This window comes from Prevotella vespertina (assembly GCF_009728485.1).
Classification (GTDB): Bacteria; Bacteroidota; Bacteroidia; order Bacteroidales; family Bacteroidaceae; genus Prevotella; species Prevotella vespertina.
In genome coordinates, this window is sequence record NZ_VVIQ01000002.1 from 86,787 (window position 1) to 100,967 (window position 14,181).

Genomic DNA, 14,181 nt, shown 5'->3' on the forward strand with positions numbered 1-14,181 from the left:
ATAATTATGCAACAGTATTTAGACTTACTAAGCCGCATTCTCAATGAAGGAGTGCATAAAGGCGACCGCACGGGGACGGGTACTCTATCCGTATTTGGTAATCAGATGCGCTTCGATCTACGTGATGGTTTCCCATTACTAACCACTAAGAAGCTCCATTTGAAGAGTATTATTTATGAGTTACTATGGTTCCTTCGCGGTGATACTAATGTACATTATCTGCAAGAGCATGGCGTTCGTATATGGAATGAATGGGCTGATGAAAATGGCGAGCTAGGTCCCGTTTATGGTCATCAATGGCGTTCTTGGCCTGATTACAAAGGCGGAACTATCGACCAGATAACTAATGTTCTCGAACAGATAAAGCATAATCCTAACTCTCGCCGTATGCTTGTTACGGCATGGAACCCAGCCGAGGTTGATGAGATGGCATTGCCTCCTTGCCATTGTCTCTTTCAGTTTTATGTAGCCGACGGACGCCTTTCTTTGCAGCTTTATCAGCGATCGGCAGATACCTTCCTCGGCGTTCCGTTTAATATTGCCTCTTATGCCCTTCTCTTGCAGATGATGGCTCAAGTAACAGGATTAGAGGCTGGGGAATTTATCCACACAACGGGTGATACGCATCTATACAGCAATCATCTCGAACAGGCAAAACTACAACTCACACGTACACCTCGCCCTCTTCCGAAGATGAAGATCAACCCTGATGTGAAAGATTTGTTTGCCTTTAAGTACGAAGACTTCGAACTCGTAGATTATAACCCATACCCACATATATCAGCAGAAGTGGCTGTCTAACGCTTATGGAACTAAATATTATCGCAGCAGTAGCGGCTAATCGCGCTATTGGATATCGAAATGATATGGTCTATTTCATACGTGAGGACCTAAAGAGATTCAAGCAGTTAACGACGGGACATACCGTTATCATGGGGCGTAAAACATTCTATTCTCTACCCAAGGGAGCACTCCCTAACAGAAGAAACATTGTATTGAGTCGAACGGAGAAGGACTTTAAGGGTTGTGAGGTTTATACTTCTTTAGATGAAGCAATGCGCCATATTAGTACTGACGAACAGGCTTTTATCATTGGTGGTGCTAGCTTATATAAGGAGGCATTAGGCATTGCCAACCGTCTATACCTTACTGAGATTGCAGACAGCCCGGCACAAGCTGACGTCTTCTTCCCACCTTATAATGATGGTACTTGGCGTATTGAATCCCGTGAGGAACACCCAGCTGCGGATGGTAACCCACCCTATTCATTTGTAAACTACATTCGAAAGTGAGTTAAGAAAGCTCTTCCTTGATACGAAGAAGGTGCGAAGGTTTGGACTAATAGTAGTCCGAACCAACGCACCAACAAATCTACTATAATGGAAATGGGTATCTTTTAATGTCTTAGATACTTATCGTATTGAGCCTTAGTAAGAATCTTCTTCAACTCAGCGTTGTATGCTGTACGCTTCTCACAAGGCTGATTTCTCTTGCATTCCTTAGCCTCAGACTGACATTCTTTATTGTCTTTCTTGCATGTTGATGAGCTGTTCTTGCAATCAGACTTAGCCTCCTTATTGCACTCATTTGTACATTCCTTCTTGCAACCAGACGTACAATTTCCTTTTCCAGCAGCACTGCAACAAGTCTTATTCTCGGTTTTCTCACATTTTTGTTCAGCCTTGTTACATTCTTTCTTACAACTTCCCTTTGTCTCACAAGTCTGCTTCTCAGCCTTATGACAATCTTCGCTTTGTACAAAGAGATCAGCATATTTCTCATTAAGTTGCAATAGTTTCTTTGCCTGTTTGGCGTTAAGTCCCAACTTGCTAACCATCTTGTCTGTCACATGCTGTGGTGTTGCAGTGCACTTATGACAGTCACCTTTCTGTTGAACCAATGCTATTTCGTTAGCATTGATAGCGTTTACATCCTTTGCAGATAAAGCCATTGATGACATCAAGCAAACTGCAATCAGTGATAATGTTATACGTTTCATATCATTCTTTTATTTGTTATTACTATATCGCTCAAGCCTCACCAACAACGTTATTAAGTTGTTTATGCGTTTGAACAAATGCAAAGATACAATACAAAAGGGGTTTGTACAAATTACAGATAAGTATTATTAGTCGTGAAAGAGGCTTTTTAATAATTATTAATGAAAGCCCTTTTCTTATGTATGATATATATGTTGTATCTTTGCGCTCACAATCAAGTATGATTGTACTTATTATCTTTTAATACAGAGAAGGGTAATTTTATGAAAGAAGAAAATAGATTGAAAGCGCAAGAGCGGATGAATGATAGCAGTGTTTATAAGGCTATGGAACAAACACAAAGGGTTATGGATGACTATTATCTAGATGGTATTCTCGGTCTTCTTCCCTATGGTATTGGCGACATTCTTTCGGCTCTCTTCGCTTTACTCTATGTATGGTTTGCTTTTGTAAAGATACGTAGTATTCCCCTTGCTTTAGCCATTATCAATAATAGTTTGCGTGATGTTCTCTTTGGAATGATACCTTTTTATATAGGAGATGTTATCGACTTCTTCCATAAGGCGAACCGAGAAAATATGCAACTTGTGCATGGCTTCGTTGAAGGAGACAAGGAGGTAATACGCGATGTGAACCGCAAAGCTGTTCAAAGTGCCATTCTCATTGTATTAATGATTGTCCTCATCATTGCGATGATCGTCCTCCTTGTAAGCTTGACCACGTGGCTTATTCATCTTATCGGCTCTTTGTTTTAGCCGATAAGACGAATGATTGTAGCGGAATCAATCACGATGTATCACACTACCACTGCCTTGGTGCGTGGCAAGAACTAATACTTCTGCCACTTGCACATGTGCTGGAGCCGATGCAGCATAGTATGCCACATCAGCAATATCAGCCCCTGTTAGGGGTTGAATACCTCGATATACACCCTCCGCACGAGCGTCATCTCCATGGAAACGAACATTTGAGAAGTGGGTCTCTACAAGCCCCGGTTTCACATTCGTAACACGTATGTTGGTTGAAGCAAGGTCTATCCTTAATCCGTCAGTGAAGGTTTTCACTGCTGCTTTCGTCGCACAATAAACATTCCCGTTGGCGTAGGCTGCATCGCCAGCAACCGACCCTATATTAATAATGTGTCCACTGTTACGTTGCACCATACGTGGTGTAACGAGGCGAGTCATTGTTAGGAGTCCTTTAATATTCGTATCTATCATTGTCTCCCAATCGTCCCAATGACCTTCATAAGCTGGTTCTAAGCCAAGAGCTAAGCCTGCATTATTAATCAGGACATCTATATCTTGCCATTCAATCGTTAAACTCTCGATCGCTTTCGTGGCTGCTGCTCGGTTCCTAACATCAAATGCTAAGGCAAGAACCTTTGCTCCTTCAGCCTCGAGTTTCTTCCTTAGTTCTGCAAGAAGTTGCACTCTTCTACCTGTGATAATCACGTTATATCCACCTTGAGCAAATCGATGTGCACAAGCCTCACCGATACCACTTGTAGCTCCAGTTACTAGTACTGTTTTCTTCATATATTTGATCTTTAAGATGTTACTCTTCAGTTATTTGTTAGATACAATGACGCCAATTAAAATCAAGGCACTGCCTATGTAGGCAATAGCTGTCATAGGTTCACTCAGCCAAATAGCACTTGCCACGACTGTTGTAATTGGGTTTAGATATTGATAGTTAGACGCTGTCATCACTCCAAGTCGTTCAATGACAACCGTCCACAAAGCGAAGCATAAGAAGGAAGCAACTAGTCCTAAGAGCAAGAGATTGAATGCTACTTTAGGTGTAAGGAGCGTTGCAAGACTCACAGTCCATGGATCAATAAGGAACATCGGGAGCACTGTCAACAATCCATAAAAGAATAGTTTACGTGTGATAAACACGGCTGAATATCTCTCAGACACTCTCTTCATTAACAATGTATAGACCGCCCAGCAAACTGCAGTTAGTAATGCCAATAAGTCGCCCCAAGGGTTCAAATGCAGGATAAAGCTACCATTGAAGATGACTAGTCCTACACCCACAAGGGCTATCAAAGAGCCAACTATCAACGTCCATGTTGCCTTTATACTCTTCACAAAGACGATTCCTAGAATGACAGTCACTAGTGGAGATGTAGACGTGATAAAGCTCACGTTATTCACATAAGTTAGTGCGACAGCTGAGTTCTCAGCGACAAAGAAGAGGGAACCACCCGTTATCCCGAGCAATAGCATGGTACCTTCATCACGCCAACTATTGGCGAATAGCTTTCGAGGAGAGATAAACCAAATAGCGACATAAGCGATAAGGAATCGGAGAAAGAATATCTCCGAAGGAGTGAGACCACTATTATATAATATCTTTGTGTTTACAAAGGTTGTACCCCAGACAGCGACTACTCCCACTGCTAATAGGTGCCATAATAACTTTTGATTCATGATGATGTCTATTCTACGTAGTGAAGTATTTGCGCAAAGGATTAGCTATCTTGCGCCCTTTGGTGATAAGTATTAGCACCGAAGCTATGATTAACACCGACCCTATTAAGGCTGTCATTGTGAGTGGTTCACCCATTAATGTGATACCAATGGTCATGGCTGTTAGGGGTTCGAAGGCTCCAAGTATGGCAACACTAGCCGAATCAATCAGGGTCAACGAGCGCACAAGTGTAACATTACTAATGGTTGTAGGAACAAGTCCCAATAGTACCAATGATATCAGCGAACGACTATCTCCTATCTTCTGCACGCCTCCCGTTGTGAAAGAAGAGTACAATATCAGGAAGAGCATAGCAATGAAAAAGATATAAAAATTCACCTTCAAAGCTGGTAACTTACTTACTCGCATATGTGGGAAGATAACCATATAAATGGCATATAACAATCCTGACAACATTGCCAAGACAACTCCTAGCATAGACTTAATGCCTCCTGTTTGTCCAATACCACCCAAGAAGAACACTCCAAGGATAGCACATACGATTGCAATGACGATTCTTAACGTTACTTTCTCATGGAAGAAGAGGATGAGAAGAACCTCTGTCCATACGGGATAAGAGAACAGTAAGGTTGTTGCAACGCCTCCCGGCATATACTCATAACTACTAAACAATGCCACAGCAGACACCGAATACATAAGGGATAAGAAGGCTATCCGCAGTCCATCTCCCCACTTCAAATGTAAGTTCTGACGCCTCCATAGAAGGAAACCCATCATAAACAAGCAACCGAAAGCAAAGCGATAAATGAGTACAGAAGGCAACTCCATTCCTGCTTCCATCACTGGAATAGAGAACAGAGGGATAGTTCCGAAGGTTATTGCAGACAAACTCGCATAGCCGTAACCTTTGACTGTTGATGATGTATTCACTACTTGTTATTTATGGATTGGATAATCATTTACATTTGCAAATATACTCAATTAATTGCAAAGTTGCCAACGAAAGGATAAGAAAAGATGTACAGGAGTGGGAATGATAGTTGCTCCTTCTCTCCTTAAAAATGATGAAGTGCTTAACAGCCATTGCCATGAACTTAAAGAAGAGAGGCTCTCTTTACAGCAAGGAAAGGCTCTTCTTCATGCAACGGAACGCCCTCTTCAAATAGAGAAAGGCGTCTCTTCCCCTGCACGCTTTTGTTCCTTTAGGAACTCGCTGGCTCTAAATGAATTCGTTCAATCCGTGTCCTCCATATTAAGAACATATTTCCTAACGGGCTTCCGTTAGGTACATCCTTTCTAAAGTAACGTAGTTTGAATTATAGAAAAGTTTTTCTTTTATCTGATACACTATATTACTTGATTACAAGCTACTTATAATTAATCGCTTAATTACAAACTTTATCTCTTATGAAGAGTAATAAAACGCAAGGAAACAAGATTTATCTCGATTTTTTTTCGTTACTTTGTAGCCCAAATAAGTTGGTTAGGTGCAATGCTGATAGATTCTTATACAATCTTTCGTAAAGCCCTGTAATTGAAAAGAAAAGTAACAATTATGTGTAAGGTAACAAACAACAAGAAGAGAATCTTATTCATTTGTCTAGGTAATATATGCCGTTCTCCGGCGGCTCATGCCGTTATGCAACACCTAGTTGACGAACGGGGATGTAGCAATCAGTATGAGATTGACTCGGCAGGAATAGGTAACTGGCATGTTGGACAGCTCCCCGACAAGCGCATGAGAGAGCATGGAAGGAGACGCGGATACGATTTGAATCATCATGCAAGGCAGTTTGATGCATGTAAGGACTTCGCTTATTTCGATCTTATTGTGGTCATGGACGAAGATAACTATCGTTATATTACGTCGCAAGCAGGCGATGCGACTGCTCGAGAAAAGGTCGTTCGTATGGCTGATTATTTCACTCGTCATAAGGATGCAACCAGTGTTCCTGACCCTTACTATGGTGGTTCGGAGGACTTCGAGTTGGCATTAGACTTAATAGAAGATGGTTGTGTGGGATTGATTTAATCATCTCTAGCACTCTTCAAAGGCAAAGATATAATGATAAATAATGCGTTTTTCGCTTACTATCCATCGTTAATTCGTTTTTTTTCTGTTACTTTGTAGACATAAACTAAATGGTAATAGCAAAAGATACTCCGTCCTTTTAAATCGCACGAAATGGAGAGTACGCTAGCAATACTAACGTGATGAATATGAAAAAGAGCATGAGATGGCTCATTGCTATTGTAGTAGCACCAGTCGTCCTATTCCTCCTCTTGGTAGTACTTCTTTATTGTCCTCCTGTACAGAACTGGGCAGTAAAGCAGGTTGCAACCTATGTGTCGAATCATACGGGGATGCAGGTTAGTATCGATCGGGTAAACCTCTCCTACCCTTTAGACCTCCAGTTGGATGGTTTAAAGATGATAAAAGCAAATGACTCCATACCTACACAGAAGGATACCATTGCTGACGTACATCGTTTAGTGGCGAGTATTGGCTTATTGCCATTGCTTGATAAGCGTGTAGAAGTAAACGAATTGACATTCACGGGACTGAAAGCTAATACCACAAACTTCATTGGTGACTTACGAATTAAGGGTAACTTGCAACGCTTACACATTGTGAGTCATGCTGTAAACCTCGTTGGTGACTCTGTAAGAGTGAATAAAGCGGAGGTCGAGGGAGGCTGGATTGATGTTGCATTAGGCGATACTGTTCCTGAAGACCCACACAAGCAGAAACCCTTGTGGCGCATAAATATAGACAAGCTAAACCTTGCTAAGACTGATTTCAGGCTCCACATGCCAGGCGATACGATGATAGTTCGAGCGCAATTCAGCGATGCTAAGGCTCGAGGAGCAGAACTTTTATTGCATGACAACATATATAAAGTGGCTGACATAGACTGGCATGGCGGTGCATTCAACTATGACCAACCTTTCGTCAAGCCTGCTGCTGCGGGCTTTGATGCGGCTCACATCGCTATGACAGAGGTTAACCTGGGTATAGACTCGTTCCTTTATGCAGCTCCAAAGATATCTCTTCGTGTTCGTGCAGGCAACTTCAAGGAACGAAGTGGACTTGTGGTGTGTGACTTACGATGCCCCTTTAGGATGGATGCAACGTCTATCCAATTGCCATCCCTTTATCTTCTCATGCCGAATAGTGAGCTAACAGGAAGTTTACGAATGGATATGAACGCCTTTGATGGTGCTCATCCTGGTACTCTTAACGCCCACATGGATGGCTATGTGAGCAAGACAGACCTGCAACCATTGCTTACTTCCATTCCTCGAAACATCTATCAAGCTATGCCAGGAGGGCGATTGATCATACAGGGAACCCTTGCAGGGAACCTGCGCTCGGCTTCCTTCCGCCAGTTGAGACTTGCTATGCCGGGCTACTTCGACCTTACTGGAACGGGATGGGTTGCCGATATGATGGCAAAGAATAAGGCTTTACGCAGTGACTTACGCCTCAAAGGTGTGGCTCAAAACCTTGGTTTCGTTCAGAAGCTATTGCCAATAAGTATTAGAAAGACCATTGCTTTGCCTAAAGCGGTAGCTGTTGATGGTAATATTCATGTGCGGAAAAACCTTTATACTGGTACAATGTCACTTGCACAAGGGGGTGGTAAGATTCGTGTGGAAGGTGCATTTAACCCCGCAAACAGCCTATATCGCCTTGTAGCTAGTGCAACGAACTTTCCGATACAACGCTTTTTACCACACATGGGATTGTCACCTTTCACTGGAAGTGTGCGTATGCAAGGGCATGGAACGGACTTTATGAATCCACAATCATCCACTAACTTGAGTCTTCGTATTCGTCGTTTCAGTTATGGGAAGTATGTACTTGATGGATTGAATGGAGATATTTCTAAACATGGTGAGCAACTTTCAGCCCATATAAAGAGTGAGAATAAGATGCTCGCGGGCGATTTCACTTATAAAGGAAAGGTTAGCCAAAAGTTAGTAGATGGTCATTTGCGAGGCTGGTTGAGCCGTGTTGACCTCCATGCGTTGGGTGGGATGCAGGAAAGATACGTCGTTTCTACCTGGACCGACATGGATGTTCGTTCTGATATGAAGGCTAATCACCACGTTCAAGGGGTCGTCCGAAAGTTCAAAGTATTGCAAGAAGGGCACAAGCGAAGTGCTCTCCTGGCTGCAGGTGACTTCAATGTGAAGGCTGACATACGTAATAATAATCTGTTAGCACACCTTAATGGAAACCTTACAGAGGCTAACCTCAAAGCCTTAGGACTGATTGATAAACAATATATTGTGGCTGCAGGAGCCGATCTAGAGCTTCGTTCAGATCTTAAGAAGTCCTTTGCTGTGAATGGTCACATAGGTGATTTGGCGGTAGATGACGTTAGAAAGAATGGACGAGTAGCCTTGGTACGTGGTAGCTTCAACCTTGATCTAACGAAGAAGGGCAATAAGATGGATGGTTCTATCAATGGATTGTTCCCGCAAGTAGACTTCTATCAACTCGGAATCATTGATAAGCCGCTATCAAGCAAGTTTGCTGTTAATGCAGACTTCGGTATGGAAGGCAGTGATAATATGCGTCTTAATGGAAAGTTGGCAGACCTACAAGTGAATGACGGAAAGCGTAGTTATGCACCAGGTGACGTCTATTTGGATTTAACCAGTATGCGTGATTCTGTACATGTAGCCCTTGATGGTGGTGATTTCCACCTCAATACCGCCTTCAATGGGAGCGTTGATCAGATGGCAAAGACGGGTAATAAACTCGTAAAAACACTACGGGAGCAAATTCACAATAGGCGTATTGACCAGCCCGCTATCATCCGCTTGTTGCCAATAGGGCATTTCACTTTACGCAGTGGACGTGGTAATCTGTTTAGCAACATACTTGAGAAAGATGGATACGCATTCAGTTTGGCAGATATCAATATCTCTTCTTCACCGCATGAAGGTGTGAATGGTAAGGTTAGGATTGACTCCTTAGTATATAATGACATACACCTTGATAGCGTGAGGGTGAATCTTACGAGTGTAGATGGGCAGTTGAATTATGATGCTGCAGTACTGAATAAAGCGGATAATACCTACCCTTACCATGGACATTTGCGTGGCGTACTATACGAACACGGCTTACAAACGCATGCAACAATACTTGATAACAAAGGGAAAACAGGCTTCGACCTTGCATTACAGGCTGCAATGGTAGGTCGAGGAATACGTCTTTCTATCACATCTCCACAAGCCATCTTAGGTTATAAGGCGTTTACTGCAAATGATTCGAACTATATTTACATAGCACGTGATCGCCGCTTATCAGCAAACTTGCGCCTTATGGCTTCAGACGGAGCGGGTATGACGATAACAACAGAGGATGAGGACACGACGTCACTACAGAATGTTACGATCTCAATGAACCAATTTGAACTGGGCAGTCTGTTTAAGGTTCTTCCCTTCTCACCCAATATGTCTGGTGTTCTTAATGGTGATTATCATATTATACAAACGCGCTCTGACCTATCAATCTCTAGTGATATGACCATCAACAAACTGGTCTATGAGAACTGTCCAATGGGTAACGTCGGTACTCAATTCGTGTATATGCCAAAGGGAGATGGCTCTCATTACGTTGATGCTATTATAACGAAAGATGGTGAAGGGGTGGGTTCCTTGTCGGGTACTTATCGTGCAGAAGGGCGTGGAGAGTTGGATGCTACACTAGATATGAACCATTTCCCTCTTAGTTACATCAATGGTTTTGTACCCGATCAGATCGTTGGACTCGAGGGCGTTGGGGAAGGTTCTCTAACATTGAAAGGGCCTTTGAAGAATCTAGATATCAATGGAGAGGTATACTTAGACTCGACTTACTTGGTAAGTGCACCATATGGAATAAGGATGCGATTTGCCGATGATCCAGTCACAATACGTAATAGTCATATAGAGTTCGAGAACTTTGAGATGTTCGCAAGTAATGGTTCGCCACTTGACATTTCGGGCTCTCTTGACTTCTCATCATTGGATAATATGCGTCTTGATGCACGTATGCAAGCAAAGAACTTCCAGGTTATCAATGCCCGAAAGAACCCACGTTCTGAGGTCTACGGAAACGCATTTGTAGACTTTGCAGGTCAAGTAAGTGGACCATTGAACAACCTTAATTTGGTTGGAAAACTTGATGTTCTCGGTACGACCGATATGACTTATATTGTACGAGATGGTACGTTGGCAACAGATACGGAACTGAAAGATCTTGTTAAATTTACGAACTTCAAGGATTCAACAGTTGATGTTGTCAAGCGTCCAGACATAACTGGTTTCTCTATGTCAATGCTTGTTAATGTTGATGAACAAGCGCATCTCATGTGCTCTCTCAATGCTGATAACTCCAACTACCTAGCCTTTACGGGTGGAGGTGATCTACGATTAGAATACAATCCAACCAATGGTGTGCGATTGAGAGGACGCTATACTCTGAATGACGGAAAGATGAAGTATTCTCTTCCTGTTATACCTCTTCGCACGTTCAACATACAAGATGGGAGTTATGTAGAGTTCACTGGAGACCCAATGAAGCCAACTCTTAGTATCGTTGCAACCGAAGATGTGCGCACAACAGTATCGAATGGTAATGAGGGAAGAATAGTCGACTTTAAGTGTGGAGTGAGCCTTACTAAGCAATTCCCTAAGCCTGGAGTAGAGTTTATCATTAGTGCTCCAGAGGATCAAGAAATGCAGAATACGCTGAATACAAAGAGCGTTGAAGAGCGCTCAAAGCTTGCAGTAACAATGCTTGCATCGGGTATGTACCTCGATGGAAGTAACTCCACAAGTGCTAATACTGCGATGGGTGGTGCCTTAGCTGGCTTCTTGCAGACTCAAGTTAACGCCATTACGGGCAAAGCACTCAACTCTATGGGACTCGACTTATCGGCTAATATGGAGAGTGCAGCAGATGTTAATGGAACGTTGCACACTGATTATACGTTCAAGTTCAGCAAGAGGTTGTGGGATAATAGGCTTCGCATCATTATCGGCGGACGTGTTTCTACAGGCTCGCAGTTCGCTGAAGAGAATGGAGCCTACTTCGATAACTTCTCTTTGGAGTACCGACTTAACCAGAAGGAAACCAAGTATCTCAAGCTTTACTATGAGCGAGAAGCATACGACTGGTTGGAAGGTAACCTTAGTGAATATGGTGCCGGATTCATGTGGAGACGCAAGTTAGGAAGCTTCAGGGATATTTTCCACTTCAAAAATGATAGTCCTATTGTGGCTCCCAAAGTAGAGACTCCACACAAGGACAGCCTAATTAATTTTGTTAATGAGAAGAGATAAGAACTATAATAGGCGTTTTGCCCTCATCTGTCTATTGATGATGAGTGGTCTTGTACTGCTCCTTTCGGCATGTAGTACGACCTCTGCTATCCCCGATGGAGAGCAGTTGTATATTGGAATGGAGCCTACCATCTATCGCAACTATCAGTCTAATAAACATTTTACGGCTACTCAGGAAGAGCTTGATTTAGTACTTGCAACACCTCCAAATGCCGCTTTATTAGGAAGTCCAAGTCATCGTTCTCCATTCCCAGTAGGCCTTTGGATATGGAATGCCTTTACACCAGATACAACAAAGTTCAGCCGTTGGCTTGTACGAACATTTGGGTCTACTCCAGTCTTAATGAGCAACACTACACCCGATCTTCGCGTCACTGTGGGACAGAACTTACTACGTAAAAGAGGTTATTTCAATGGTAAGATCAACTACGAGAAACTAACACAGAAGAATCCAAAGAAGGGTAAATTGCAATACACAGTGGACATGGGTCACCTGTGGACAATAGACTCTCTACGTTACACAAACTTCCCTGCTACGGCTGATAGTCTCATCATTAAGAATCAAGATAAGACTCTCCTACACAAGGGAGATGCGTTTGATGTGGCCACACTAGAGCAAGAACGTAAGCGCATAACAGACCTATTTCGAGACAACGGATACTATTATTACCAGAACAATTACGCAAGTTATCTAGCTGACACAACGAATGTTCATGGTGTAGCAAACGTACGTTTACAGATGGTTGATTCGATTAGTTCGAATGCATTAAAGCCTTGGTACATAGGTAAAGTGACGATTAACTTGCAGCGACAGTTTATGGAGCAGTTGCACAATAAACAGTCTTTTCGAGATGTAACTGTCAATTACAATGGTAAACGAACGCCTCTCCGCCTACGCACAATAGCTAATGATCTGAAGGTATGGCCAGGTTCCTTATATAATAATGAGCTTGTGGAACGTAGTCAACAGCAGTTAAATGGAAGTGGACTATTCGCTGCTACCAACTTTACCTTTACTCCTCGTGATAGTACGGACAGCTGTAATGTATTAGACATGACAGTCGATTGCACCTTTGATAAGCGTTACGACTTTTATATCGAGGCGTATGCTAAGGGCAAGACAAGTGGACTCTTTGGTCCAGAAGGGAATATCGGACTCATTAAACGCAATACTTTTCGAGGTGGAGAAAAGCTTGATTTACGTGCTCATGGCTCTTATGAATGGTCGTATAACAATGATGATAATGGGCAAGATAAGCTTGGTGTGACCAATTATAACTATGGTCTGGAGGGGAGTCTACAAATTCCTCGCCTCATAAACCCCTTTGTCTTACCGCCAAGAAAGAAGTGGGAACGCATTCAGAAGAAGATTGCTGAGGCCGAAGCAAGGGGCATTGAATATACACCAAAGCCTCCCCGCACTTACTATACCACTCCAACAACAACCTTAAAGGCGTCTGTTGATGTGCTAAACCGTGCCAAGTACTTTAAGAGACATGTAGTTTCAGGAGAGCTAACATACCAGTGGCAACCCAATGAATGCAATAGTTTCTCTTATTCCCCACTCTCTTTAACTTACGAATACATGCACAAGGTGACGAATCGTTATCGTGCTCTTATTGATAGTATACCCTATCTTGAAGTATCAATGGCCGATCAGTTCATTCCGAAGATGATGTTCCAATACACTCACATGAGCCCTTCTAATTATAGAAACCCCATCAAGTTCTGGGCAACTGTTAGTGAGGCTTCTAACATACTAGCTGCGACTTATGCTGTAACAGGGCATCGCTGGAGTGAAAAGAACAAACAACTCTTTAAGAATCCATTTGCTCAATTCTTCAAAGTAGAGCTTAATTTCACTAAGATTTGGGCTCTTGCCGAGAAGAGCAGTATTGCTTTTCATGCCAACACAGGTGCAGCTTGGGCTTATGGAAATAGTAAGGTAACCCCTTACACAGAGCAGTTCTTCGTTGGAGGAGCCAATAGTATTCGTGCTTTCAACGCCCGTCAGATAGGTCCGGGACGCTATCGTTCCTCTTACCGAAACCGCTCTTACGTTGAACAAACAGGTGATTTGAAGTTTCAAATGAACCTTGAATACCGTCCCCACCTGCTTGGTTCACTCTATGGAGCCGTCTTCTTGGATGCAGGTAACGTCTGGACACTACATCATGACACGGGTCGTGAGGGTGGACAGTTCGTTTTCAAGGATGCTTTTAAGCAAATGGCATTAGGAACGGGAGTTGGTCTTCGATACGACCTTGGCTTCTTTATGCTTCGTATCGATTGGGGAATTGCCCTGCATGTACCCTATGATACAGGTAAGAGAGGGTTCTATAATATAAGTAAGTTAAGTGATGCCCATACCTTTCATCTGGCTATTGGTCTCCCCTTCTAA

10 protein-coding genes are annotated in these 14,181 nt (G+C 42.7%); 6 read left to right on the top strand and 4 right to left on the bottom strand.

Annotated elements, in window-relative coordinates:
- Positions 1–6 precede the first annotated feature (6 nt).
- Together F0475_RS01805 and F0475_RS01810 are read left to right on the top strand one after the other, a co-directional pair.
- Positions 7–801: a thymidylate synthase gene (locus F0475_RS01805; RefSeq protein WP_155715132.1), complete on the top strand. Its 795-nt coding sequence runs from the start codon at positions 7–9 to the stop codon at positions 799–801.
- A 5-nt stretch (positions 802–806) separates the two neighbouring features.
- Complete coding sequence (locus tag F0475_RS01810; protein WP_155715133.1) at positions 807–1,292, top strand: dihydrofolate reductase; 486 nt, start codon at positions 807–809, stop codon at positions 1,290–1,292.
- 104 nt (positions 1,293–1,396) lie between these two features.
- Here the strand turns inward: F0475_RS01810 and F0475_RS01815 are convergent, their stop codons facing one another.
- The gene (locus F0475_RS01815) at positions 1,397–1,999 is read right to left on the bottom strand and encodes a hypothetical protein (protein ID WP_234422931.1); all 603 of its coding nucleotides are present in this window, start codon (positions 1,997–1,999) and stop codon (positions 1,397–1,399) included.
- A 264-nt stretch (positions 2,000–2,263) separates the two neighbouring features.
- On the opposite strand from F0475_RS01815, the gene F0475_RS01820 reads away from it, so the two are divergent.
- On the top strand, positions 2,264–2,755 hold the full coding sequence (locus tag F0475_RS01820; RefSeq protein ID WP_155715134.1) for a DUF4112 domain-containing protein: 492 nt from the start codon (positions 2,264–2,266) through the stop codon (positions 2,753–2,755).
- Positions 2,756–2,782: 27 nt separating this feature from the next.
- On the opposite strand, the gene F0475_RS01825 is transcribed toward F0475_RS01820, so the two are convergent.
- From F0475_RS01825 to F0475_RS01835, 3 genes are read right to left on the bottom strand one after another with little or no spacing between them, the layout of a single operon-like run.
- On the bottom strand, positions 2,783–3,538 hold the full coding sequence (locus F0475_RS01825) for an SDR family oxidoreductase (protein ID WP_155715135.1): 756 nt from the start codon (positions 3,536–3,538) through the stop codon (positions 2,783–2,785).
- 30 nt (positions 3,539–3,568) lie between these two features.
- The gene (locus F0475_RS01830) at positions 3,569–4,438 is read right to left on the bottom strand and encodes a DMT family transporter (protein ID WP_155715136.1); all 870 of its coding nucleotides are present in this window, start codon (positions 4,436–4,438) and stop codon (positions 3,569–3,571) included.
- Between the two features lie 13 nt (positions 4,439–4,451).
- Positions 4,452–5,369, bottom strand: coding sequence for a DMT family transporter (locus F0475_RS01835; RefSeq protein WP_317163167.1), 918 nt, complete (start codon positions 5,367–5,369; stop codon positions 4,452–4,454).
- Positions 5,370–5,994: 625 nt separating this feature from the next.
- Here F0475_RS01835 and F0475_RS01840 point away from each other — a divergent pair.
- The 3 genes from F0475_RS01840 (at position 5,995) to tamL (ending at position 14,181) form a co-directional block, all read left to right on the top strand.
- Complete coding sequence (locus tag F0475_RS01840; RefSeq protein ID WP_155715137.1) at positions 5,995–6,471, top strand: low molecular weight protein-tyrosine-phosphatase; 477 nt, start codon at positions 5,995–5,997, stop codon at positions 6,469–6,471.
- Between the two features lie 182 nt (positions 6,472–6,653).
- On the top strand, positions 6,654–11,780 hold the full coding sequence (locus F0475_RS01845) for a translocation/assembly module TamB domain-containing protein (protein ID WP_155715138.1): 5,127 nt from the start codon (positions 6,654–6,656) through the stop codon (positions 11,778–11,780).
- Positions 11,767–14,181 (top strand): translocation and assembly module lipoprotein TamL, encoded by a 2,415-nt coding sequence (tamL, locus tag F0475_RS01850; RefSeq protein ID WP_155715139.1) that lies wholly within the window; start codon positions 11,767–11,769, stop codon positions 14,179–14,181. Before F0475_RS01845 ends, tamL begins: the two co-directional genes overlap by 14 nt.

Coding starts and splice junctions, on each gene's coding strand:
- F0475_RS01805 (WP_155715132.1), top strand. CDS start 7: ATGCAACAGTATTTAGACTTACTAAGCCGCATTCTCAATGAAGGAGTG.
- F0475_RS01810 (WP_155715133.1), top strand. CDS start 807: ATGGAACTAAATATTATCGCAGCAGTAGCGGCTAATCGCGCTATTGGA.
- F0475_RS01815 (WP_234422931.1), bottom strand. CDS start 1,999: ATGAAACGTATAACATTATCACTGATTGCAGTTTGCTTGATGTCATCA.
- F0475_RS01820 (WP_155715134.1), top strand. CDS start 2,264: ATGAAAGAAGAAAATAGATTGAAAGCGCAAGAGCGGATGAATGATAGC.
- F0475_RS01825 (WP_155715135.1), bottom strand. CDS start 3,538: ATGAAGAAAACAGTACTAGTAACTGGAGCTACAAGTGGTATCGGTGAG.
- F0475_RS01830 (WP_155715136.1), bottom strand. CDS start 4,438: ATGAATCAAAAGTTATTATGGCACCTATTAGCAGTGGGAGTAGTCGCT.
- F0475_RS01840 (WP_155715137.1), top strand. CDS start 5,995: ATGTGTAAGGTAACAAACAACAAGAAGAGAATCTTATTCATTTGTCTA.
- F0475_RS01845 (WP_155715138.1), top strand. CDS start 6,654: ATGAATATGAAAAAGAGCATGAGATGGCTCATTGCTATTGTAGTAGCA.
- tamL (WP_155715139.1), top strand. CDS start 11,767: ATGAGAAGAGATAAGAACTATAATAGGCGTTTTGCCCTCATCTGTCTA.